Below are 24,218 nucleotides of genomic sequence, written 5' to 3' on the forward strand. Positions count from 1 at the left end.
CTGGCCCCGGCGGCGCGCTAAAAGATACGGAGAAAAATTAAACCGGGCAGCTGCTGCCGACGCGGTAATCGATCACTTTGATCTTGCCATCGATAATGTCCTTACGCGCACCCAACACGCGCTTTTCGATTTCCGGCGTAATCAGCTTGCGGTTGTTCGCATCGAGCGCCCAATCCACGCCGCCTTCTTTCAAGCCTTTATAGCTGACGCCGCCCTTCCAGGTGCCGTTCTTGACTTCCATGAAGCTGTCATAGACGGTGTTGTCGACGCGCTTGACCATCGAGGTCAGGATGCTGCCTGGATACAAATGGTTCTGGTTCGAATCGACGCCGATGGCCAGCTTGCCTTTTTCCTTGGCCATTTGCAGGGTACCCATGCCGCTGCCGCCTGCGACGGCGAAGACGACATCGACGCCGCGCTCGAATTGCGAGCGGGCCAGTTCGCCGCCCTTGGCGGGGTCATTCCAGGCGCCGGACGTGGTGCCGACCATGTTTTGCGTGATTTCCGCTTTCGTGTTGACGGCCTTGACGCCTTGCGCGTAGCCGCAGGCGAAGTTGCGGATCAGGGGAATATCGATGCCGCCGATGAAGCCGACCTTCTTGCTCTTGCTGGCCATGGCCGCGGCCACGCCCACCAGATAGGAGCCTTCTTCTTCCTTGAAGACGACGGAATTGACGTTGCTGCCGGCGGCCTGGCCGTCGATCAGCACGAATTTTACGTTCGGGAATTCCTTGGCTACCTTTTGCACGGCTTGCGTTTGCGCAAAGCCGATGGCGGCGATCATGTCGAGTTTCTTGCGGGCCAGGCCGCGCATGACTTGCTCGGCTTGCGTATCGCTCGATGCTTGCACTTCGATGAAGGAAATGCCCGTGTCTTTTTTGAAGCGCGAGGCGCCTTCGAAAGCGGATTGGTTGAACGACTTGTCGAACTTGCCGCCCGCGTCATACACGACACCCAGTTTTGGGGTAGCCGCGGACGCTTGAGCAGTCAGAAATACGGCTGCGATCGTCAAACTAAATTGTGTAAGTTTCATGAATTGGCTCCTGGAAGATCGATATTGTATATTTTTTATAGGTGAAACATATAATTTGGGGCCGATTTAGCCTGTTTTTGATGCACGAGGTGATAATTCCTTATCAACATTGCACTGTATTGCACAAGATCATTGCTGACCTTGACTGCTTTTATGTCGACAATGTGATGCTCATGCAACAGTCGACCCTGTCTCTTTTACAGGTACAACATCGAAGGGGGCTGCCGGAGCGGGCTGGGATGCGCCGTCAGTTGACGGGCAGGGCATGCACGGGACCGGCGCCGCGATGGGCGTCCGAATCACTATGCATCATGCCAGATATGTATGACAAATACGTTTTTGTTTAGTTATTTATATGAAAGCCATATAAATTGCGGCTTCAAGCGGCGGGGGGATTCAGGATATTCAGGAAGGCCCGCACGACGGGCGCGTCGTCCAGCGTGGTGTAGCTGATATACAGGTTGGCCGACGGCGGATTGGTCTTGATCGGCAGAAACACCACGCCGGGCCAGCCGATGCGGCTCGTCGTTTCCGGCACCAGGGTCACGCCCAGGCCCGCGCCCACCATGGCCAGCAGGGTTTGCGGCTCGCTCGCTTCCTGGAAGATCACGGGTTCGAAGCCGGCATTGATGCAACATTGCACCAGGTAGCGGGGAAACGCGGATTTGTCGAGGTTCAGGGTCAGCATCGGTTCGTGGGCGATGTCGATCAGTTCGATGGACGTGTTTTTTGCCAGCGGGTGGTGTTCATTGACGGCCACGCAGACGTTTTCGCGGAAACACAGTTCCTGGCGCAAATTGTCGTGACGCAAGTCGTCGTCGTTGAGCTTGGGTTCACGCCAGAAGCCCACGTCGATTTGCTTGGCGCGCAAGGCTTCGTATTGCACCGTGGGGCCAAATTCATGGATGGTCCAGCTGACGCGGGGAAATTTGGTCTGGAATTCTTCCAGCAGGCTGGGAATGGGGCCCCACATGGCCGAGCCGACGATGCCCACGCGCAAGCGGCCCACTTCGCCGCGGTCGATCTGGCGGATGGTGTCGATGGTCATGCGCATCTTGGCCAGCAGGTCGGCCGCCTCGTTCATCAGCGCCTTGCCCGCCACGGTCAGTTCGAACGTGCGCGTGGTGCGTGCAAACAGGCGTACGCCCAGTTCGCTTTCCAGTTTCATGATCTGCTGGCTCAGCGGCGGCTGCGAGATATGCAGGCGCTCGGCGGCGCGGCTGAAGCTTTTCTCCTCGGCAACGGCAAGAAAATACTTTAACTGTTTCAGATCGATGGACATGCTTTCCTTGGCGTTGCGTGGTGCTAGGCGATGGAACGGCGCGCAGGCCTGGATGCCGGCATGCGCGCTTTCTTTACAGCAGTCCTATTATCGTGCCACGACTGCCTGCATGGCAATGGCCAGCGCCGTGCCGACCTGGGCATTGTGCTTGACCAGCGCAATATTCGTCGCCAGGCTGCGGCCATCCGTCAGCTGCTTGATGCGCGACAAGAGGAATGGCGTGACTTGCTTGCCCTTCACGCCGCCCGCATCCGCTTCCTGCAGCGCTTGCGTTGTGATGGCGTCGATTTCTTCCTTGGGCATGGCTTGCGCGGCCGGCACGGGGTTGCTGACGATCACGCCGCCTTTCAAGCCCAGCTGCCACTTGGTGCCGATGAAGGCAGCCTGTTCGGCGGCTGTATCGAGGCGGAAATCGGCCTTGAAGCCGCTTTCGCGCGTGAAGAAGGCGGGGAAGCCTTCCTGGCCCACGCTGATGACGGGCACGCCATGGGTTTCCAGGTATTCCAGGGTCAGGCCGATGTCGAGGATGGATTTCACGCCCGCGCAGACGACGGCGACGGACGTTTGCGCCAGTTCCTGCAAGTCGGCGGAAATGTCGAAGCTCGTTTCGGCGCCGCGGTGCACGCCGCCGATGCCGCCCGTGACGAACACGGAAATACCCGCCAGTTCCGCGCAGATCATGGTGGCGGCCACGGTGGTGGCGCCCAATTTACCCTGCGACAGGACGAACGGCAGGTCGCGGCGGCTGACTTTCATGGCGTCGGGCGAGGTGCCCAGCAATTCCAGTTGCTCGGGCGACAAGCCCACGCAGATCTTGCCGCCGATGATGGCGATGGTAGCCGGTACGGCGCCGCCGTCACGGATGATCTGCTCCACTTCGCGCGCCATTTCCACGTTTTGCGGATACGGCATGCCGTGCGAAATGATGGTTGATTCCAGCGCCACGATGGCCTTGCCGGCGGCGCGCGCGTCGAGCACTTCTTGCGAGAACAAGAGGAAATTCTGTAATTGGGTCATGTTAATCCTGTTGAAAGAGGGTAGGTGGGGGCGGCGCCAGGTCGGCGTCGTCAATGTTGTCGAGCGCGCCGGCGGAAATCTGGGGGGAGACGGTGGCGGCCGATTCCAGGGTCATGGCGGCCAGTTTCAGGCCGCGCCGGCACGCCAGTTTCAAGTCGCTGCTGTCGTGGTAGAGCGACCAGCAGACGGCGGCGGAGAACGCGTCGCCGGCGCCCGTCACGTCGACGGCGTCCACTTCGCGCGCGGCCAGGTGCACGACAGGCGCGTCCAGGCTGTCGCCATCCGTGAAGTACACGCCTTCGCCGCCGCAGGTGACGATCACCTGGCGCGCGCCCTGGCGCTGCACTTCGCGGCAGGCGGCGCGCACTTCGAACGCCGTGGGCAAGGCCCGCGCCACGCGCGTTTCCAGTTCGCCACGGTTGAGGATCAGCAAATGCAAGCCCGTCAGGTCTTGCGGCAGGTGCGCCATCTTCGGCTGCGAGACGGCGACGATGACCAGCGGCGTCGCATGGGCGGCGTCCTGGCGCGCATCGGCCAGCAGCGCCTGCACGCTGTCGTGGCCCAGGTTCAGGTCGCAGACGGTGAGGGCGGCCGCCGCGCGCTGCGGCTGGCGGCTGTGCAAAAAGGCGGGTGTCAGCTGTTCGTAGAGTTGCATGTTGGCCATCGCCAGCAGCATTTCGCCATGTTCGTCGAGCACGGCCGTATAGGTGCCGCTGCTGGTGTTGCTCAAATGCAAGCTGCCGCGCATGTCGATGCCCGCGTCTTCCGCGTGCGTCTGCAGCGCGTGGCCGGCCGCATCGTCGCCCAGCGCCGTCAGCAGGGCGACGGGAATGGACAGGCGGGCCAGGTTTTCCGCGATGTTGCGGCCGACGCCGCCAAACACTTCTTCCGAGCGCACGGGATTCGAGGTGCCCATCTGCAAGGTCGCCAGCGTGCGCATCTTGCGGTCGAGGTTGGCGGCGCCTATGCACAGCACGGGACGGCTGTCGGGCAGCACATAGGCGCGTCCCAGCAGGCGTCGTTCGCGGATCAACCCGGCGATGTGGCCGGCGACGGCCGAGCGCGACAAGCCCAGTTCGCTCGCCAGGTCTTGCTGCGAGATGAAGGGGTTGTTGCGGATCAGCGTGTACAGCTGGTCTTTTTTATTGGTATCGGTCACAAGGTTTTCGCTGAAGGTTTAAACATTTGTCTGCGACTGTAAACATTTGTCTTTAGTGTGTCAAGCCCATGTCAAGCCCGTGTCAGGCGTGCGCGAAAAGCGGTCGTATGGAGCTTGTATGCATGCATTTTCGAGGCATGGCAGGTCTGGGCTTGCCTGGACTATAATGTCGGCCATTTATATTTGAATTGTATAAATGGGCAAGAAAAATGGTATTTGCCATACATATTCCGTTTGATGCATAGTGGCGGCAAATAGTGGCAATACGCATTTCGATATACCTGTAACACCATACTTAGCCGATACCTGGGCCGCAGTCCTTCACCGGGCACGGCCGCGCAGGCAGCAACCCATCATCATTAGTCAATCAGAGGATAACCATGTCGAACAACAGCCCTTTCCACGCCGCCGAAATCATCCGTGCCCGCGCTCCTGCAAATTTCAAGCCGCGCGTGGCGATGATCCTCGGCTCCGGCCTGGGTGTGTTGGCCGAGCAGATGACGGATGCCGTCAGCATCAGCTTTGACGAATTGCCAGGCTTCCCGATCAGCACCGTGCACGGCCACGCCGGCGAACTGGTGGTCGGCACCCTGTCGGGCGTCGCCGTCGTCTGCATGAAGGGCCGTGGCCACTTCTACGAAGGCTATGGCATGGGTGTCATGACGAGCGCCATCCGCACCCTGAAACTGCTGGGCTGCGAAATGCTGTTCGTCACCAACGCCGCCGGTTCCCTGCGCCCTGAAGTGGACGCCGGCAGCCTGGTCGCCATCAGCGACCACATCAACCTGTTGCCAGGCACACCGATGGTCGGCCCGAACGACGACCGCTTCGGCCCGCGCTTCTTCAGCATGGCCAACGCCTACGATGCGGACCTGCGCAACCTGGTCAAGGACACGGCCGCCACGAACGGCATCACCCTGCACGAAGGCGTGTTCGTCGCCTACCCAGGCCCGAACTTCGAGACGGCTGCGGAAATCCGCATGATGGCCCGCCTGGGCGCCGACACGGTCGGCATGTCGGTGGTGCCGGAAGTGGTGTCGGCCCGTCATTGCGACCTGAAAGTGGTGGGCGTGTCCGTCATCACCAACCTGGCCGAAGGCATGTCGCCATTCGCCCTGTCGCACGAACAAACCCTGAAATACGCGGCCATCGGCGCCAAAGACCTGGTCAAGCTGATCCTGGCTTTCCTCTCCAAAGTCGCTGAAAAACCGCAAGCCTAAGCACTTTTTTATGCAGTAGCGGCGCGCCGGCCACCGGCGCTGCCGCGCGGCAGGCCGGGAAAATCCGGCCTACACTGTTCGCATCATCTTCGCATCACTCCTAAAGCGAGCCTTATCATGTCACGCGCATTTATCCTCCTGCTTGATTCCTTCGGCCTTGGCGCGACGCCAGACGCCGCCAAGTATGGCGACGCAGGTGCCAATACCTTTGGCCATATTGCCAGCACTGTCGCCAAAAGCGGCAAGACCTTGAAACTCCCGAACATGGAACGCCTGGGCCTGGGCGCCGCGGCGCACCTGGCCAGCGGCGAATGGGCCACGGGCTTCGACCAGCGCGACGGTTTCACCGGCGCCTACGGCGCGGCGCGCGAGCGCTCCACCGGCAAGGACACGCAGAGCGGCCACTGGGAAATCGCCGGTGTGCCTGTCGAATTCGACTGGGGCTACTTCCCCCGCACGACGCCGTCGTTCCCGGCCGACCTGACCGACAAGCTGAAAGCCATGTCCGGCGTGCCAGGCTTCCTCGGCGACTGCCATGCCTCGGGCACGGACATCATCAACAAGCATGGCGATGAACACGTCGCCACCGGCAAGCTGATTATCTATACCTCGGGCGACTCGGTGATGCAGATCGCCGCGCACGAAGAGTCGTTCGGCCTCGAGCGCCTGTATGAAGTGTGCGAAATGGCCTTCAAGCTGGTCGAACCGTACAACATCGGCCGCGTGATCGCCCGCCCGTTCACCGGCAGCAATGGCAACTACACGCGCACTTCCAACCGCCACGATTACGCCGTTGCGCCGCCAAGCAAGACCCTGCTCGACCACGTCAAGGATGCGGGCGGCGAAGTCGTCGGCCTGGGCAAGATCAGCGACATTTTCGCCACCCAGGGCATCTCGCGCGTCGTGAAGGGCGTCGACAACATGGCGCTGTTCGAAGCGCTGCTGAAGACGGCCGATGAAGTGCAGGACAAGTCGCTCACTTTTGTGAACTTCGTCGATTTCGACCAGGCGTTCGGCCACCGCCGCAACGTCGAAGGCTATGCCGACGCGCTGCGCGAAATGGATGCGCGCCTGCCGGAATTCATGGCCAAGCTCAAGGAAGGCGACCTGGTCGTGATCACCGCCGACCATGGCTGCGACCCTACCTGGCACGGCTCCGACCACACCCGCGAACACATTCCGATGATCTTCTTCGGCCCCGGCGTCGCTCCGCGCGCACTGGGCATTTCCGAGACGTTCTCCGATATTGGCCAAACCCTCGCCAAGCACCTTGGCGTACCACCACTTGCTAATGGAACCAGCTTGTTATGACACTCATGCACCCCGAATTCAAGCGTAACGAGGCCGTTGGCCTCGACCTGGGCTGGATCAACCAGATCCGCGTCAACCGCGCCGCGACGGACCGCCGCGCGGCCAGCCTGGCGAACCGCCGTACGGTGAAAAAGGAATACCAGGCCGCCTGGCTGGTGAAAGCCATCCAGATGATCGACCTGACCACCCTGGGCGGCGACGATACGCCGGGCCGCGTGGAACGCCTGTGCATGAAGGCCATGCGCCCGCTGCGCGCCGACCTGATGGACGCGTTGGGCTTGACGGAACTGAGCACCGGCGCCGTGTGCGTGTACCACGAGATGATCCAGCCGGCCGTGAAAGTCATCCAGGGCCGCCTGCCCATCGCCGCCGTGTCGACGGGTTTCCCTGCCGGCTTGACGAGCATGGAAACGAAGCTGCGCGAGATCGAACTGTCGGTCGCCGCGGGCGCCTCGGAAATCGACATCGTCATCACGCGCCAGCATGTCCTGAACGGCAACTGGCAAGTGCTGTACGACGAAATGCTGGCTTACCGCAAGGCTTGCGGCGAAGCGCACGTGAAGGCGATTCTCGCCACGGGCGACTTGCTGACCATGGAAAACGTGGCCAAGGCGTCGTGGGTCTGCATGATGGCGGGCGCCGATTTCATCAAGACTTCCACCGGCAAGGAAGGCGTGAACGCCACCATCCCCGTGGCCCTGACGATGGTGCGCACGATCCGCGAATACCACGAGCAGACGGGTTTCCAGGTGGGCTTCAAGCCGGCCGGCGGCGTCAGCTCGGCCAAGAGCGCGCTGCAATACCTGACCCTGATGAAGGAAGAGCTGGGCAACGAATGGCTGCAGCCGCACCTGTTCCGCATCGGCGCTTCCAGCCTGCTGACCGACATCGAGCGCCAGCTCGAGCACTACGTCACCGGCAGCTACTCGGCCAATCATCGTCACGCACAACCTTAAAGAACAATCGTCATGCCAACAATTAACGAGATTCTCAATACTATGGACTACGGCCCTGCTCCCGAAAGTCAAAAAGAAGCGCAGGCGTGGCTCGACGGCCACCAGCGCACATTCGGTCTGTTCATCGACAATGCCTGGAGCGAGCCGGCCGAGCTGTTCGCCTCGACCAATCCTGCCGACGGCACGCAACTGGCCGAGCTGACGCAAGCCACGGATGCCGACGTGGAACGCGCCGTGGAAGCGGCGCGCCGCGCGCTGCCCGTATGGCAAGGCATGGGCGGCCATGGCCGCGCGAAGGTCATGTACGCGCTGGCCCGCCTGCTGCAAAAGCACTCGCGTCTGTTCGCCGTGCTGGAAACCCTGGACAACGGCAAGACCATCCGCGAAACGCGCGATATCGACTTGCCGCTGGCCGCGCGCCATTTCTACCATCACGCCGGCTGGGCGCAGTTGCAGTCGGAAGAATTCGCCGACTACCGCGCCGTGGGAGTGGTGGGCCAGATCGTGCCGTGGAATTTCCCCCTGCTGATGCTGTCGTGGAAAATCGCCCCGGCCCTGGCCGCGGGTAACACGGTGGTCTTCAAGCCGGCCGAATTCACCTCGCTCACGGCCATGCTGTTCGCCGAACTGTGCCTGCAGGCGGGCGTGCCGGCCGGCGTGGTCAACATCGTCACGGGCGACGGCCGCGTGGGCTCGGCCATCGTCAACCATCCTGGCGTCGACAAGATCGCGTTTACGGGTTCCACGGAAGTGGGCCGTTTGATTCGCGAGGCGACGGCCGGCAGCGGCAAGAAGCTGTCCCTCGAGTTGGGCGGCAAGTCGCCGTTCATCGTCTTCGAAGACGCGGACCTGGACGGCGCCGTGGAAGGCCTGGTCGATTCGATCTGGTTCAACCAGGGGCAAGTGTGCTGCGCCGGTTCGCGCCTGCTGGTGCAGGAATCGATCCAGGAGCGTTTCCTGAACAAGGTACGCACCCGCATGGAAAACCTGCGCCTCGGTTCGCCCCTGGACAAATCGATGGACGTGGGCGCGCTGGTCGACCCTGTGCAGCGCCAGCGCATCGCTGCGCTGGTCGATTCGGCCCGTGCCGAAGGCTGCGACGTATGGCAACCGGCGTGCGAATTGCCGGCGGACGGTTCGTGGTTCCCGCCGACCCTGATCACGGGCGCGTCCACTTCCGCCGCCGTGGCGCAAGCTGAAATCTTCGGCCCCGTGCTGGTGGCGATGAGCTTCCGCACGCCGCCTGAAGCGGTGCAACTGGCGAACAACACGGTGTACGGCCTGGCCGCCAGCGTGTGGACCGAGTCGATCAGCCTGGCGCTGGACATCGCGCCTGCCATCAAGGCTGGCGTGGTGTGGATCAACAGCGCCAACCAGTTCGACGCGGCGTGCGGCTTCGGCGGCTACCGCGAATCGGGCTTCGGCCGTGAAGGCGGCCGCGAAGGCATGCTGGAATACATGACGGCCCTGGCCGAAGATGCGCGTCCGGCCTTGCTGGTGGTAGAAGCCAAGGCCAAGGCGGCGGCAAAGCCGGCGGCAGCCGATCCGTTCGCCATCGACCGCACGGCCAAGATGTACATCGGCGGCAAGCAGGCACGCCCTGACAGCGCCTACAGCGTGCCCGTATTCGGCGCGAATGGCGCCCTGCTGGCCGAAGTGGGCGTGGGCAGCCGCAAGGACATCCGCAATGCCGTCGAAGCGGCCCATAAAGCGTCCGGCTGGACCAGCGCCACGGCGCACAACCGCGCGCAAGTGCTGTACTACATCGCCGAAAACCTGGCAGCGCGCGCCGACGAATTTGCCGCCCGCATCGCTGCCATGACGGGCAGTAAAAATCCTGAAAAGGAAGTGCAGGCATCGATCGAACGCCTGTTCTACTACGCCGCCTGGGCCGACAAGTACGACGGCCTGGCGCACCAGCCGCCAACCAAGGGCATCACCGTGGCGCTCAATGAAGCGGTCGGCGTGATCGGTATCGTCTGCCCGAACGAAGCGCCTTTGCTGGGCTTCATTTCGCTGGTGGCGCCGGCCATCGCGCTGGGCAACCGCGTGGTGGTGGTACCGTCGGAAGCGCATCCGCTCTCCGCGCTGGACCTGTACCAGGTGTTCGACACGTCCGACTTGCCGGGCGGCGTCGTCAACATTATCAGCGGCAACGCCGATGAACTGGCGCGCACCCTGGCCACGCACGCCGACATCGACGCCGTCTGGCGCCATGACGGTTCGCTTGACGGCTGCGCCGAAGTCGAGCGCCTGTCGGCCGGCACCCTGAAGCGCACCTGGGTAGGCGGCGCCAAGGGCCGCGACTGGTACAGCGCCGCGCAAAGCGGCGGCCGTGCCGTGCTGGCGCATGCGTCGCAAGTGAAAAACGTGTGGATTCCTTACGGCGTCTGATAAGTAGCTAGCGTTACAAAGCTGGGGTCAGATCCGCAGGGACTGACCCCAGATCTCATGATTGGAGTTATTCCATGTTGTTAACCCAGGAAATCATTCGCAAGAAACGCGACAAGGGCGTGCTGAGCGCCGAGGAAATCCAGTTTTTCGTGCGCGGCATCACTGACGGCAGCGTCAGCGAAGGCCAGATCGCGGCGCTGGGCATGGCCGTCTATTTCAATGACATGAACATGGACGAGCGCGTGGCGTTCACCCTGGCCATGCGCGATTCCGGCCAGGTGCTGGACTGGCGTTCGCTGAACTTGCCGGGGCCCATCGTCGACAAGCATTCGACGGGCGGCGTGGGCGATGTCGTCTCCCTGCTGCTGGGCCCCATGGTCGCCGCGTGCGGCGGCTACGTGCCGATGATCTCGGGCCGCGGCCTGGGACACACGGGCGGCACGCTGGACAAGTTCGACGCCATTCCAGGCTATTGCACGGTGCCGGACAATGAATTGTTCCGCAAGGTGGTCAAGGAAGTGGGCGTGGCCATCATCGGCCAGACGGCGCAGCTGGCGCCGGCCGACAAGCGTTTCTACAGCATCCGCGACGTCACCGCCACGGTGGAATCGGTGGCCATGATTACCGGCTCCATCCTGTCGAAGAAACTGTCGGCCGGGCTGGACGCGCTGGTGATGGATGTCAAAGTGGGCACGGGCGCCTTCATGCCGACCTACGACAAATCGGTGGAACTGGCCGAAAGCATCGTCGCCGTCGGCAATGGCGCGGGCATGCAGACGTCGGCGATTTTGACGGACATGAACGAGTCGCTGGCGCCGTACGCCGGCAATGCGCTGGAAGTGCGCGGCGCCATGGATTACCTGACGGGCCGTTCGCGTCCCGTGCGCCTGCATGAAGTCACCCTGGCGCTGTGCGCCGAGATGCTGGTGCTGGGCGGCCTGGCCGCCACCGAAGAAGAGGCGCGCGTGAAATTGATGGCGGCCCTCGATTCGGGCGAAGCGGCCGAGCGCTTTGCGCGCATGGTGTCCGCACTGGGCGGCCCGGCCGACCTGGTCGAACATCCGGACAAGCACCTGGAACAGGCGCCGTTCATCGTGCCGGCGCCTGCGCTGTCGTCCGGTTACGCCAACGTGCGCGATTGCCGCGCCATCGGCCTGGCCGTGGTCGCCTTGGGCGGCGGCCGCCGCCGTCCGACGGACAGCATCGATTTCGCCGTCGGCCTGACGGACCTGGTCTGCCTGGGCGAGCAGGTTGCTGTCGGCCAGCCGCTGGCCATGGTGCACGCGCGCACGGCAGCGGCGGCGCAGCAAGCCGTCAAGGAAATCCAGGATGCGTATGCCATCGGCGCGGTGGCGCTGACGGCCAATCCCGTGATTTACCGTACCATACGTCCGTAGTTGAAAACCGGGGGCAGACCCCCGCTTGCGATAGCGCTGAGCTATGTGTCGGCGGTGGTCTGACCCCGGTCTTATGAATTCAAGGGTATTGCAGAAAAAATGAACAACCAAGAACTGATCGCCGAAGCTAATGCGGGCCGTGAACTGGCCTACGCGCCATACTCGCGTTTCAAGGTAGGCGCGGCGCTGCTGTGCAAGGATGGCCGCGTCTTCCGTGGCTGTAACGTGGAAAACGCCGCTTATGGCCTGTGCAACTGCGCCGAGCGCACGGCGTTTTTCAGCGCCATCGCGCATGGCTGCAAACCGGGCGACTTCGCCAAGCTGGCCGTTACGGGCGACACGGCCGAACCGATTTCGCCATGTGGCGCCTGCCGTCAGGTGATGTTCGAGATGGGCGGCGCCGACCTGCCGGTGATCCTGACGAACCTGAAAAACGATGTCATGGAAGTGACGGCGGGCTGGCTGCTGCCGCATGGCTTCGGCAATTCCGACCTGGACATGAAGTAACAGGATCCGCTTGAACAAGACGATCGACATCCAGGCCGCCGTGGCGATTGCCGCGGCCGAAGCCATGGCCGCCAAGACGCAAGGCACCTTCGGCGTGGGCGGCGTGCTGCTCGATGGCGCAGGCAACGTGCTGCAATCGATGCACAACAACGTCGTGCGCCAGGGCCTGGTGTTCGACCCCACGGCGCATGGCGAGCGCCAGCTGGTGGACTGGTATTTTGCCGAACGGGCCAAGGGCACGCCCTTGCCGCCGCCGGGAGAGCTCACCATCGTCACCTCGCTCGACCCCTGCTGCATGTGCACGGGAGCGATTCTGGCGGCCGGTTTCAACGTGGTGGTGGCCGCACCCGATGTCAAGGCCGGCATCAATTACGATGGTAGCGCCACGTTTACGGCCTTGCCGGCGCTGTTGCAGGCGCAGGCCGGCCGCAGCTTTTGCTATCCGGCCGTGCGCGGCGCCACCGAGTATGCGCGCCTGCCTGCCGGCGCCACGCCCAAATCTTTTTTCATCGGCAAGAGCATCCACGAGGCGACGCAGGCACTGTGCTCGCTCGTGTTCGAGTCGACATCGGCGCAGGTGATGCAGCTGCTGAACGCCGGCGACGACGTGTACTTGCGCGATCCCGCCACCTTGCCATCCGAGCATGCCGTGGTGCGCGCCCTGCGCCGCCGCTATCCCGATGCCCTGACTTACCGTTGCGACCCGCACGCGCCCGATGCGGGCCTGGCGCCATTCCTGCAGGCGGCCATGGAGCAGGATGTGCGCGATGGCGGCCAGGGCGACGCGGCCGCCTTGCTCGATTCCTTCGGCAACCTGCTGCTGTGCATGCCGGGAAACGTGGCGCAATCGGCCATCCGCACGCCGTTCATGGAATGCACGCGGCAGTACGCGCAGCTGCGCTTTGAATTGATGGCGAATGCGGCGCCGGCGCTGCAGGAAGAATTCAAAAGCTACCTGGGCCACCCCAAGCACGGTACCTTCGTGCTGGCCATCGGCCCAGACGACAGCGCCGCCAGTTTCATGACCCTGGGCGCCTACGGCTCCACCATGGAAGGGGCGCTGCCGGAGAATAATCCGGCGCAATTCCAGTACGTACGACCCGCCATGGGGGAAGACGCGCTGCTGGCGCTGTGCGAGTCGATGCCGCCGCTGTATCGCAAGCTGATACGCATCCGGCCGCGCCAGGTGCTGGACCAGGCCCTGGTCCAGGCGCTAGGCTAGCCTAGGCGTCATCGTCCGGCAGGTTTTTCAGTAAAAAGTCGCGCACGTTTTCGCCCGCCACGCGGCGGATCTGCGCTTCCGACAAGCCTGCGTCGAGCAGGGCTTGCGTCAGGCGCGGCAAGCCCGTCGCATCGATGGCCGTGGTGACGGCGCCGTCGAAGTCCGAGCCATAGGCCACGTGCTCCGCACCGATCAGTTTTACCGTGTACTTGATGGCGCGCGCGATGGACGCCACGTCCTTGCCGCAGACGGCCGTATTCCAGAAACCGATGCCCACCAGGCCACCCTGGGCGGCGATGCGTTTCAGTTGTGCGTCGCTCAGGTTGCGCCCGTTGGCGCAAGTGCCGCGCACGCCCGTGTGCGACACCATCACGGGGCGTTTCGCCATCGTCAATACGTCGTCGATGGTGGCTGGCGAGGCGTGCGCCAGGTCGACGATCATCTTGCGTTGCTCCATGGCGCGCAGCCATTGCTTGCCCAGCGGCGTCAAGCCGCCTTTCTTCAAGCCGTGCTGGGAGCCGGACAGTTCCGTATCGAAGAAGTGCGTGGGCGCGGCCATGCGGTAGCCGGCCCGGTACAGGGTATCGAGGTTGGCCAGCTTGCCTTCGAGCGCATGCGCGCCTTCCAGCGTCAGCCAGCCGGCCAGCAGGGAGGGATCTTGCTCGCGCGCGGCGATGAAGCTGCGCAGCTGGGCGCGGCTGCCGATGACCCGGACCTTGCCCTGGCTCTTGGCCGCCTGCTGGCGCAGCTCGTCTGCCTGGTAGGTGGCGCGCGCCAGCAGGCTGTTCCAGGTGGCAGGCGGCAAGCCTTGCGCCACCACCAGGGCCGTGATGTTGTCCGTGTCGCTGCCATTGCGCTCGATATTCATCTTGCGCGGCGTCTTGGTGACGACGGAAAAAGCTTGCAGCGCCACGTTGGCCCGCTGCAGGCGGGGGAAGTCGACATGGCCGCGCAGGCTGTCGCGGTTCAGGTTGCGTTGCCACAGCAGGCTGTCCGCGTGCAGGTCGGCGATCCACAGGCTCTGGTGCAGGGCCACAGTGGCTGCTGATGGCGCCTTGCCGGACGGAGGATGGACACGGTTGAGGTGCTCGTCGACGAGGACGGGAGCGGACAGGAAACCGCCGATCAGCGCAAGGCTGGCGGCGGCGAGGGTACTGATAATCATTGTTCTCCGTCTTACCATGGATCGTAGGTGCCCAGGCTCCAGATATGGCCTTCCGGGTCGCGGCAGGTAAAGCCCCGTCCGCCGTAATCTTCATCCTTGATGTCGAGCACGATTTCGGCGCCCGCTTCGCGCGCGCTGCGGTAGACAGCATCGGCATCGCTGACGACCAGGTAACAGTTTTGCGTGTTCGCGCCACCGACGTCGCCGGGCAGTTTCATCAGGCGGCCATAGTCGCTGTCGATGGCCGGCGCCACCATGACCATGCCATTGCCAAAGCTCAGTTGCGCATGGGCGACGCCGCCGTTTCCGTCAGGCACAATCAATTGTTTTTCAAAGCCGAGCGCCTTGCACAGCCATTCGATGGCGGCGGGCGCGTCGCGGTAGCGCAGGCAGGGAATGGTCGTGCCGGTTGTGGCTTTTGCAGTCGAGGTCATCAGAAAACTCCTATGGCTGTGGGGGAGTAGCTTCGATTGTTAATCTTGCGTAGCGTTCCGTCTCAATACCATCCATCGGGAGGGGTTTGATGCCCGTCAGTGCCGCGCCCATCCATAGTGCCATAGAATAATCATTGCACTCTTGCTACTACGCAAATTTTTATTGCGGCGACTGCGAAGAGTTCGCTGCCTTCGTGTCCGCGTCCATGTCATCGCTGTTGCTTGCCCATCTCAGCAGCATGACGAGGGCAAACAGCATGATTGCCAGCGGCAAGATGGTGATCACGAACGCCAGGCCCAGGCAGCATGCCAGCAGCATGGGCCAGGACATGGCGCGCAGGGCGGCCATGCCTTGGCGCGTGTAAGCGCACAGCTCGTTCCAGAAAGCGCTGAAGGAAGTGCTGCCCGGTGCCGAATTGAGGTCTTTCATGCCATTCTCCTGTCGTGTGGGTGCCGCTGCGTATGCAAGCTGGCGATGGATCCACTATAGGCAAAACCCCGCTGCCAGACATCGCGTATGCGACGAATGGCAGGAATGGCGGACCGAACGGCGACAAATCAGGACAAACGGTTATTCAAACACCTTGAGTTTCAGCTGGAAACTGAGGGCGCCATACAGGCGATCCTTGTAGGATGGCACGATGGCGATATTGACGCCCACGCGCTGGTATTCATAGCTGATGGTGGGGACCAGGGCCGGGAACCAGCCGCCATCGCGCATCTTCGGATAGCCGCTGAAGCCGCCAACGACGGCGCCGACGCGCAGCGGGCCCACCTTGATGGGCTGGTAGTACACGCCCAGATAGTTCGAATAGGCGCGGTCGCTATTGTAGAAGCGGCCGGCCGTGACCGAGGCGACGGTGGAAAAGCGGTATTCGGCGCCCAGGCCCGGATTGCTGTCGTTCAGGTTCTTGTCGCGCTGGAAATGATACGAATAAAAGCCCGCGTTGAGCCAGGTTTCGCTCAGCGGCTGGTTGTCTATCATGCCGACTGTCTGCGCCTGTGCCGCGCCCGCCACTGCCAGCAGCGCCGCGCAGGCAGCTTTGCCCAGCAATGACGCGGTGCGCGCCGATGACCATTGTTTCATGCCTGTTCCTTATCCTGTCGATATTGCGCCGCCATTGCAAACGCTTCAGCGCGCCATGCTATCACTGTCAGATTGTTCATTGGAAATTTCATCACGTGCCGGGCACAGTCCTGGGCAGGGCGATGGCCGCCTGCACCATGTGCGTAAGCAGGATTTCGGCATCCTCGTAATCCTTGCGCGTGAGCTGCTTGCGCTCCAGCACCAGGGCCATCTGCGCTGAAAAATCCGCATACGATTGCGTCATGGCCCAGATGGCGAACATCAGGTGCGTGGCGTTGACGGGCGCGATCCTGCCGGCCGCGATCCAGGCTTCGAAGACGGCGATATCCTTGCGCAGCAGGGGCACGACCCGGTCGCGTATCTGCGCGCCGTACAGGGGCGCGCCGTTGATCACTTCCAGCGCATACACGCGCGAAGCCCACGGCTGCTCGCGCGAAAAACGCAGTTTGGCGCCGATGTACGCGCGCAGCACGTCGCGCGGCTCGTCGTGTTCATTGGCCAGCGATTCCATGCGCGCCAGCCAGTCGTCGAGCACGTCGTCGAGCACGCGCTGGTACAGCAGCTGCTTGGATGGAAAGTAATACATCAGGTTTTGCTTCGACAGGCCGGCTCGCTCGGCGATGGTGGCGATCGACGCGCCCTCATAGCCGCTTTCCGCGAACACGCGCACGGCTTGCTCCAGGATGTCCGCTTCCAGGCGGTCGCGGTTTTGCAGGCGCCGGCCGCCGGCATTTTTCACGGAAAGGGTAGGGGATTTGTCGCTGGCCATGGCGGATTCTTTAGCGTGGGCGGATCGATTGCAGGAAGGCTTGCAGCACGGGGGTATCGGTGTAGGCCACGTTGAAGCGGAACCACACCGTCTCGGGCGCGCGCAGCATGAAAAATTCGTTTGGCGACAGCAGGATGCCGGCCTTCAAGGCCATGTCGGCGATGATCTTGCCATTCCACTCCGGCGTTTGCACATCGGGCCAGCCGGCGCTGACGAACATGCCGCCGCGCGGACGCGCCACGGGCGCCATGCCCGCCTGCGCCAGGCAATCGATGCTGCGCTCGCGGGCCGCATCGAGCTGCGCCACCAGCCGTTCCACCATGCGCTTGTAGGGCCGCGCGGAGATGGCGTGGTAGACGGCGCGCTCGTTGATTTCCGACGTCGTCAGTCCCGCCAGCATTTTCACGCGCACCAGTTCGGCCACCAGCGAAGGCGAGGCGCAGATGGAGCCGACGCGCAGCACGGGCGACAGGGTCTTGGAAAAACTGCCCACGCGGATCACGCGGCGCAAGCCATCCATGGCCGCCAGCGACGCGTCGCCGCGCGCCGCCAGTTCGCGGTAGATATCGTCTTCCACCAGCCAGAAATCGAATTGCTCGGCCAGTGCCAGCAAGCGGTGCGCCTGCGCCTGGCTGAGCGAGGTGCCGAGCGGATTTTGCAGCACCGTGTTGACGAACATCAGTTTGGGCTGCGTGCGCGCAGCCTCGCTGGCCAGCGCATCGAGGTCCAGGCCCGCCTCGCCGCGCGCGATGCCCACGGGGATGCAGCCGTGGTGGCGGATCAGCGACTGCAGATTGCTGTAGCCTGGGTCTTCCACCAGCACCGTGTCGCCCGGCTTGGTCAGGCTGCGCAGGACCAGGTCAAAGGCGTGCGTGGCGCCATGCGTCAGCAAGACCTGGTCTGGTTCCACCTGGAACAGCTCTTCCGACAGGCTTGTCGCCAGGTGCTGGCGCAGCGAGGGAAAGCCCAGCGGATGGCCATAGCCGCGCAGCCGGCTGGCGGGAATGCGCATGGCCTGGCGCACGGCGTCGAGCACGGTCGCTTCGCCATACATTTCGGGCGGCAGCCAGCCCGCGCCCACGGGCAGGGCGTCGGACACGCCCGAATACAGGTCCGGCGTGAGGGCGTCGATGGCGGTGGGACTCGTATGCACGGCCGTCTGCGGCGAGGCGGCGATATCGTGGCGCGCGACGAAATAGCCGGAGCCGCGGCGCGACGACAGCAAGCCCAGGTTGACCAGGCGGTCATACGATTCGACGACGGTAAACGTCGACACGCCATTGCTGCGGGCGAACTGGCGCACGGACGGCATGCGCGTGCCGATGCGCAGGGCGCGGCTGCCCACCATGACGCTGATCGCGATGACGATCTGCTCGACCAGGCCGCCCTTTTTCTGGCGGTCGATGTCCAGCACGGGCCAGCCGCTGGTCTGTTCGGGGGCATCGTCTGTGCTGTCGCTGTGCTTCACGGTGGCTCCTTATGCTGCCCTGCACAAAACTGTACTGATTTTCCGACCTGTACGGTTGGGATACTTTGCCGTTTGTGTATCTGTGCCATTGGGGATGGCCTGTCTATTATTACATCAGCTTTTTGCCAACTGGTAAATTATTTTACGCTTCGTCAAAAACGATCCTGGCCCCGCGCCAGCCCATCCCAAGGAGAAGGTCATGAACGAAACAAGGCCGGAATCGATGTCGGCATTCTGGATGCCGTTTACGAACAACCGTGATTTCAAGGCCAATCCGCGCTTGCTCGTGTCGGCCGAAGGCATGTACTACAAGGACGTCGATGGCAACAGCATCCTCGATGGCACGGCCGGCCTGTGGTGCGTGCCCTGCGGCCATGCGCAGCCAAAAATCGTCGGCGCCATCCGCGACATGGTGGGCCAGCTCGACTTCGCGCCCACTTTCCAGATGGGCCATCCGGCCGCCTTCGACCTGGCGGAAAAACTGATGGACTACACGGGGCATAAATTTGGCCATGTCTTCTACACCAACTCCGGTTCCGAAGCCGTCGACACTGCCTTGAAGATCGCGCTGGCCTACCACCGGGCGCGCGGCGAAGGCGCACGCACCCGCTTGATCGGCCGCGAACGCGGTTACCACGGCGTGGGCTTCGGCGGCATTTCCGTGGGCGGCATCGGCGGCAACCGCAAGACCTTTGGCCCGCTGTTGCCCGGCGTGGACCATTTGCCGCACACGCATAACCTGGACAAGAACGCCTATACGGTGGGCGAGCCCGAATACGGCACCCACCTGGCCGACGAACTGGAACGCATCGTCGCCCTGCACGACGCCTCGACGATTGCCGCCGTCATCGTCGAACCGGTGGCCGGCTCCACGGGCGTGCTGATTCCGCCGAAAGGCTATCTGAAACGCTTGCGTGAGCTGTGCACCAAGCACGGCATCCTCTTGATTTTCGATGAAGTCATCACGGGTTTCGGGCGCATGACGACGCCGTTCGCAGCCGACTATTTCGACGTCGAGCCTGACCTGATGACGACGGCCAAGGGCCTGACCAACGGCATGGTGCCCATGGGCGCCGTCTTCAGCAAAAAGTACATCCACGACGCCTTCATGGATGCGCCGGCCGGCATCGAACTGTTCCACGGTTACACGTATTCAGGTCACCCGCTGGCCTGCGCCGCCTCGCTGGCCACCCTGCAAGTGTTCGAGGAACAGGACATCCTGGGCCACGCGAAAGTGATGCAGGCGTATTGGAGCGACGCCGTGCATTCCTTGAAAGGCTTGCCGCACGTGATTGACCTGCGCAGCATTGGCCTCATCGCTGGCATCGAACTCGATCCTATCGCCGGCAAACCCGGTGTGCGCGCCTTCAACGCATTCAAGCAGGCCTTCGCCGACGGCGTGCTGATACGCACGACGGGCGACATCATCGCCCTGTCGCCGCCGCTGGTGCTGGAAAAGCAGCATATCGACGAGCTGTTCGGCAAGCTGGCCAAGGTACTCAAAAATCTCGATTGAACGGCGACCCCAAGCAAAACCTCGGGGCGGGCCCTGAGGGGCCGACCCCGGCACTTGTTTTTGGGTTTGAAAAAGGAATAGCATGAACGATCTCGACACCATCACCCACTACATCAACGGCGCCAAAGTCGACACCGCCAGCGGCCGCTATGGCGACGTCTACAACCCCGCGCTGGGCGTACCCGTGGCCCGGGTGGCGCTGGGCACCGTGGAAGACGTGGACGCAGCCGTGCAGGCGGCCGCCGCCGCCTTTCCCGCCTGGTCGGCGACGCCGCCCTTGACGCGCGCGCGGGTCCTGTTCCGCTACCTGCAGCTGTGCCAGCAGCACACGGACGACTTTGCCGCCATGCTCACGCGCGAGCATGGCAAGACCTTTGCCGATGCGCAGGGCGAGGTGGCGCGCGGCATCGAGATGGTGGAATTTGCCGTCGGCATTCCGCAATTATTAAAAGGCGAATTCACGGACCAGATTTCGCGCGGCATCGATGCCTGGTCCATGCGCCACGCGCTGGGCGTGGTGGCCGGCATCACGCCATTCAATTTCCCTGTGATGGTGCCGATGTGGATGTTCCCCGTCGCCATCGCCTGCGGCAATACCTTCGTCCTGAAACCGTCCGAGCGCGATCCGTCGGCCTCCTTGCTGCACGCGAAACTGCTGCAGGAAGCGGGCTTGCCTGACGGCGTTTTCAACGTGGTGCAGGGCGACAAGGTAACGGTCGACGCCTTGCTCGACCACCCTGTCGTGCAGGCGATCAGCTTTGTGGGCTCCACGCCGATTGCCGAATACATCTATGCGCGCGGCAGCGCCAGCGGCAAGCGCGTGCAAGCGCTGGGCGGCGCGAAGAACCACATGGTGGTGATGCCCGACGCGGACATGGACATGACGGTCGATGCGCTGATCGGCGCGGCCTACGGTTCGGCGGGCGAGCGCTGCATGGCCATCTCCGTCATCGTGGCCGTGGGCGACGCGGGCGACCGATTGATCGATGCACTGGCAGCGCGCACGGCCGCACTGAAAGTGCGCGACGGCATGGAAGATGGTGCGGAAATGGGGCCTGTCGTGTCGTTGGCCGCCAAGCAGCGCATCGAAAAACTGATCGCCTCGGGCGTGGAGCAGGGTGCAACTTTGGTGGTCGATGGCCGCAACCATGTGGTGCCGGGCCGCGAGAATGGCTTCTTCGTCGGCGGTACTTTATTTGACCACGTCACGCGCGACATGAGCATCTACAAGGAAGAGATTTTCGGTCCCGTGCTGTGCGTGCTGCGCTGTCCTGACGTGGTGCATGCGGTGGAGCTGATCAACGCCAACGAGTATGGCAACGGCGTGGCCATCTACACGCGCGATGGCGGCGTGGCGCGCGAATTCGTGCGCCAGATCCAGGTCGGCATGGTGGGCGTCAACATTCCCTTGCCCGTGCCCATGGCCTTCAACAGTTTCGGCGGCTGGAAGCGCAGCATGTTCGGCGACCACCACGCCTATGGCCCCGAAGGCGTGCGTTTCTACACGCGCCACAAGGCCGTGATGCAGCGCTGGCCCAATACGGCAAGCGCTGGTGTGGAATTTGCTTTTCCCCAGATGAAGTGACGGTTTCACACGACAAATCCACCGCAGGATCAAAGAAGGAAACAGCGATGATCGAGTCCCTGAGCTATTTGCCGCATCCCATCCTGCCCAACGAGGAACTGGCGGGCCATTTCACGGACCTGGCGCCTCCTTTGAGCGCGCGCCAGGCCGCCATCGAAAGCGCCCGCTGCCTGTATTGCTACGACGCGCCGTGCAGCCGTATCTGTCCGTCGGAAATCGACGTGGCCAGCTTCATCCGCAACATCCACGACAAGAACATCAACGGCGCCGCAGCCGGCATCCTGAAGCAGAACATCCTTGGCGGCAGCTGCGCCCGCGTCTGTCCCACGGAAATCCTGTGTGAAGACGTCTGCGTGCGCAACCACGACGCGGAAGGCCAGCCCGTCAAGATTGGCCTGTTGCAGCGCTACGCCGTCGACCACATGACGTTTGCGGCGCACCCTTTCAAACGGGCGGCAAGCACGGGCAAGACGATCGCCATCGTCGGTGCGGGCCCTGGCGGCCTGTCGTGCGCGCACCGCCTGGCCATGCTGGGACACGAGGTGGTGATCTTTGAAAAGGAAGACAAGGCAGGCGGCTTGAATGAATACGGCATCGCCAAGTACAAGCTGACGGACGACTTCGCGCAAAAGGAAATCGACTTCCTGCTGGACATCGGCGGCATCGAAATCCGATGTCGCCAGGTGCTGGGTGAGAACCTGCAGCTGCGCGACCTGCATACGCAGTACGACGCCGTGTTCCTGGGCCTGGGCCTGGGTACCAGCCGCAAGTTGGGCTTGACGGGCGAAGACGCTCCTGGCTTGCTGGCCGCCGTCGATTACATCAGCGCGCTGCGCCAGGCCGACGACCTGGCTGCGCTGCCCGTGCCGAAACGGGCGATCGTGATTGGCGCTGGCAATACGGCCATCGACATGGCCGTGCAGATACAGCGCCTGGGCGCCGAGGAAGTCACCCTCGTCTACCGGCGCGGTTTCGACGCCATGACGGCCACCCACCATGAGCAGGAGATCGCCAAGGCCAACCAGGTGCGCATGCTGACGTGGGCCCAGCCGCAGCAGGTGCTGCTCGATAGTGAGGGCAAGGTGGCCGGCATGCGCTTCGAGAAGACCCGTATGCAGGGCACGCGTTTGACCGGTACGGGCGAAACGTTCGACGTGGCGGCCGACGCCATCTTCAAGGCCATCGGCCAGAGCCTCGACACGGAAGTGCTGCATGACCCGATGGCGGCGCTGTTGCAACGCGAAGGCGACAAGATCGCCGTCGACGCAGGTTTTCGCACGGTGCTGCCGGGGATCTACGCGGGCGGCGACTGTGTGGCGCCGGGACAGGACTTGACGGTGCAGGCCGTCCAGCATGGCAAGCTGGCCGCACTGGCCATCCATCACGATCTTCTTTCCAAAGTGGAGGCCGCATAATGGCTGATCTCAGCATCGAATTTTGCGGCATCAAGGCGCCGAACCCCTTCTGGCTGGCGTCCGCGCCGCCGACCGACAAGGCCTACAACGTGGTGCGCGCCTTTGAAGCGGGGTGGGGCGGCGTCGTGTGGAAAACGCTCGGTGAAGACCCTGCCGCCGTGAACGTCTCGTCGCGCTATTCCGCCCTGTACGGCAAGAACCGCGAAGTGGTCGGCTTCAATAACATCGAACTCATTACCGACCGCTCGCTGGAGATCAACCTGCGCGAAATCACGCAGGTGAAAAAGGATTGGCCCGACCGCGCCATGATCGTCTCCCTGATGCTGCCGTGTGAAGAGCACTACTGGGCCGACATCCTGCCCAAGGTGGAGGCTACAGGAGCGGACGGCATCGAGCTCAATTTCGGCTGCCCGCACGGCATGCCGGAGCGGGGCATGGGTGCGGCCGTGGGCCAGGTGCCCGAGTACGTGCAGATGGTCACCGCCTGGTGCAAGAAGCACAGCAAACTCCCAGTCATCGTCAAGCTCACGCCCAACATCACGGACGTGCGCATGCCGGCGCGCGCGGCCAAGGCGGGCGGCGCGGATGCCGTCTCGCTGATCAACACCATTAACTCGATTACCTCGCTGGACCTGGACCGCATGGTGGCCTTGCCCATCGTGGGCGGCGCCAGCACGCACGGCGGCTATTGCGGCGCGGCCGTGAAACCCATCGCCCTGAACATGGTGGCGGAAATCGCCCGCGATCCGCAGACGCGGGGCTTGCCCATTTCCGGCATAGGAGGTATCGGTAACTGGCGCGATGCGGCCGAATTCCTCGCCCTGGGCGCCGGCTGCGTGCAGGTGTGCACGGCAGCCATGCTACATGGCTTCCGCATCGTCGAAGAGATGAAGGATGGCTTGTCGCGCTGGATGGACGAGAAGGGATATGAGCGCATCAGCGACTTTTCCGGCAAGGCCGTGGCCAATACGACGGACTGGAAATACCTGGACATGAATTACCAGGTCATCGCGCAGATCAATCAGGACGACTGCATCAAATGCGGCAAGTGCTACGTGGCTTGCGAAGACACGTCGCACCAGTCGATCGCGCAACTGATCGACGCTGCCGGCACGCGCACGTATGAGGTGATCAAGGAGGAATGCGTGGGCTGCAACCTGTGTGAAATCACCTGTCCGGTGCAGGGCTGCATCACGATGGTGCCGCAGGTCACGGGCAAGCCATACATGAACTGGACGCAGGACCCCAGGAATCCACGGGCGTTGGTGACGGTCTAACATA

Annotated in this window: 21 protein-coding genes; 11 read left to right on the forward strand and 10 right to left on the reverse strand. The window is 63.0% G+C overall.

Going from position 1 to position 24,218, the window contains the following annotated elements:
• Positions 1-37: 37 nt before the first annotated feature.
• The 4 genes from O0879_RS18065 to O0879_RS18080 all read right to left on the reverse strand — a co-directional run bounded on the left by O0879_RS18065 (position 38) and on the right by O0879_RS18080 (position 4,491).
• Positions 38-1,033 carry a BMP family ABC transporter substrate-binding protein gene (locus O0879_RS18065; protein ID WP_289917938.1) on the reverse strand — a complete coding sequence of 332 codons (996 nt, stop codon included), beginning with the start codon at positions 1,031-1,033 and terminating at the stop codon, positions 38-40.
• 379 nt (positions 1,034-1,412) lie between these two features.
• Positions 1,413-2,315, reverse strand: a complete 903-nt coding sequence (locus O0879_RS18070) for a LysR family transcriptional regulator (protein WP_077400023.1) — start codon at positions 2,313-2,315, stop codon at positions 1,413-1,415.
• Between the two features lie 87 nt (positions 2,316-2,402).
• Positions 2,403-3,332 (reverse strand): pseudouridine-5'-phosphate glycosidase, encoded by a 930-nt coding sequence (locus tag O0879_RS18075; protein ID WP_099665374.1) that lies wholly within the window; start codon positions 3,330-3,332, stop codon positions 2,403-2,405.
• A 1-nt stretch (position 3,333) separates the two neighbouring features.
• Positions 3,334-4,491 (reverse strand): carbohydrate kinase, encoded by a 1,158-nt coding sequence (locus O0879_RS18080; protein WP_099665373.1) that lies wholly within the window; start codon positions 4,489-4,491, stop codon positions 3,334-3,336.
• 380 nt (positions 4,492-4,871) lie between these two features.
• Between O0879_RS18080 and xapA the strand changes: the two genes are divergently transcribed.
• From xapA to O0879_RS18115, 7 genes are all read left to right on the forward strand, one after another.
• Complete coding sequence (xapA, locus tag O0879_RS18085) at positions 4,872-5,711, forward strand: xanthosine phosphorylase (RefSeq protein ID WP_099665372.1); 840 nt, start codon at positions 4,872-4,874, stop codon at positions 5,709-5,711.
• A 117-nt stretch (positions 5,712-5,828) separates the two neighbouring features.
• Positions 5,829-7,022 carry a phosphopentomutase gene (locus tag O0879_RS18090; RefSeq protein WP_289917940.1) on the forward strand — a complete coding sequence of 398 codons (1,194 nt, stop codon included), beginning with the start codon at positions 5,829-5,831 and terminating at the stop codon, positions 7,020-7,022.
• Positions 7,019-7,978, forward strand: coding sequence for a deoxyribose-phosphate aldolase (gene deoC, locus O0879_RS18095; protein WP_046685481.1), 960 nt, complete (start codon positions 7,019-7,021; stop codon positions 7,976-7,978). The genes O0879_RS18090 and deoC overlap by 4 nt, the downstream gene beginning before the upstream one ends.
• 42 nt (positions 7,979-8,020) lie before the next feature.
• Complete coding sequence (locus O0879_RS18100; RefSeq protein WP_289918463.1) at positions 8,021-10,372, forward strand: aldehyde dehydrogenase family protein; 2,352 nt, start codon at positions 8,021-8,023, stop codon at positions 10,370-10,372.
• A gap of 74 nt (positions 10,373-10,446) precedes the next feature.
• Entirely contained in the window at positions 10,447-11,769 is a 1,323-nt protein-coding gene (gene deoA / locus O0879_RS18105; protein ID WP_289917942.1) for a thymidine phosphorylase, read from the forward strand.
• Positions 11,770-11,856: 87 nt separating this feature from the next.
• Positions 11,857-12,276 carry a cytidine deaminase gene (locus tag O0879_RS18110; RefSeq protein WP_354004615.1) on the forward strand — a complete coding sequence of 140 codons (420 nt, stop codon included), beginning with the start codon at positions 11,857-11,859 and terminating at the stop codon, positions 12,274-12,276.
• A gap of 10 nt (positions 12,277-12,286) precedes the next feature.
• Positions 12,287-13,498 (forward strand): nucleoside deaminase, encoded by a 1,212-nt coding sequence (locus tag O0879_RS18115; RefSeq protein ID WP_289917944.1) that lies wholly within the window; start codon positions 12,287-12,289, stop codon positions 13,496-13,498.
• 1 nt (position 13,499) lies between these two features.
• Here O0879_RS18115 and O0879_RS18120 read toward each other — a convergent pair whose 3' ends face one another.
• The 6 genes from O0879_RS18120 to O0879_RS18145 form a co-directional block, all read right to left on the reverse strand.
• Positions 13,500-14,663 carry a dipeptidase gene (locus tag O0879_RS18120; protein WP_289917947.1) on the reverse strand — a complete coding sequence of 388 codons (1,164 nt, stop codon included), beginning with the start codon at positions 14,661-14,663 and terminating at the stop codon, positions 13,500-13,502.
• Between the two features lie 11 nt (positions 14,664-14,674).
• On the reverse strand, positions 14,675-15,097 hold the full coding sequence (locus tag O0879_RS18125) for a VOC family protein (protein WP_099665365.1): 423 nt from the start codon (positions 15,095-15,097) through the stop codon (positions 14,675-14,677).
• A gap of 160 nt (positions 15,098-15,257) precedes the next feature.
• Positions 15,258-15,527: a hypothetical protein gene (locus O0879_RS18130; RefSeq protein ID WP_289906405.1), complete on the reverse strand. Its 270-nt coding sequence runs from the start codon at positions 15,525-15,527 to the stop codon at positions 15,258-15,260.
• A 141-nt stretch (positions 15,528-15,668) separates the two neighbouring features.
• Positions 15,669-16,184 carry a hypothetical protein gene (locus O0879_RS18135; protein ID WP_289899796.1) on the reverse strand — a complete coding sequence of 172 codons (516 nt, stop codon included), beginning with the start codon at positions 16,182-16,184 and terminating at the stop codon, positions 15,669-15,671.
• Between the two features lie 91 nt (positions 16,185-16,275).
• Positions 16,276-16,953, reverse strand: a complete 678-nt coding sequence (locus O0879_RS18140) for a TetR/AcrR family transcriptional regulator (RefSeq protein ID WP_289917950.1) — start codon at positions 16,951-16,953, stop codon at positions 16,276-16,278.
• A 10-nt stretch (positions 16,954-16,963) separates the two neighbouring features.
• Positions 16,964-18,421 carry a PLP-dependent aminotransferase family protein gene (locus tag O0879_RS18145; RefSeq protein ID WP_289917953.1) on the reverse strand — a complete coding sequence of 486 codons (1,458 nt, stop codon included), beginning with the start codon at positions 18,419-18,421 and terminating at the stop codon, positions 16,964-16,966.
• A gap of 199 nt (positions 18,422-18,620) precedes the next feature.
• Here O0879_RS18145 and O0879_RS18150 point away from each other — a divergent pair, with 199 nt between their 5' ends.
• The 4 genes from O0879_RS18150 (at position 18,621) to preA (ending at position 24,214) form a co-directional block, all read left to right on the forward strand.
• Positions 18,621-19,937 (forward strand): aspartate aminotransferase family protein, encoded by a 1,317-nt coding sequence (locus O0879_RS18150; protein WP_289917954.1) that lies wholly within the window; start codon positions 18,621-18,623, stop codon positions 19,935-19,937.
• Positions 19,938-20,019: 82 nt separating this feature from the next.
• Positions 20,020-21,522 carry a CoA-acylating methylmalonate-semialdehyde dehydrogenase gene (locus O0879_RS18155; protein ID WP_289917957.1) on the forward strand — a complete coding sequence of 501 codons (1,503 nt, stop codon included), beginning with the start codon at positions 20,020-20,022 and terminating at the stop codon, positions 21,520-21,522.
• A gap of 47 nt (positions 21,523-21,569) precedes the next feature.
• Positions 21,570-22,937, forward strand: coding sequence for an NAD(P)-dependent oxidoreductase (locus tag O0879_RS18160; RefSeq protein WP_289917959.1), 1,368 nt, complete (start codon positions 21,570-21,572; stop codon positions 22,935-22,937).
• Positions 22,937-24,214, forward strand: a complete 1,278-nt coding sequence (gene preA, locus O0879_RS18165) for an NAD-dependent dihydropyrimidine dehydrogenase subunit PreA (RefSeq protein ID WP_289917961.1) — start codon at positions 22,937-22,939, stop codon at positions 24,212-24,214. The genes O0879_RS18160 and preA overlap by 1 nt, the downstream gene beginning before the upstream one ends.
• The last annotated feature ends 4 nt before the right edge of the window (positions 24,215-24,218 follow it).

The sequence above is a fragment of the Janthinobacterium sp. SUN120 genome (assembly GCF_030397735.1).
GTDB classification, from domain to species: domain Bacteria; phylum Pseudomonadota; class Gammaproteobacteria; order Burkholderiales; family Burkholderiaceae_D; genus Janthinobacterium; species Janthinobacterium kumbetense.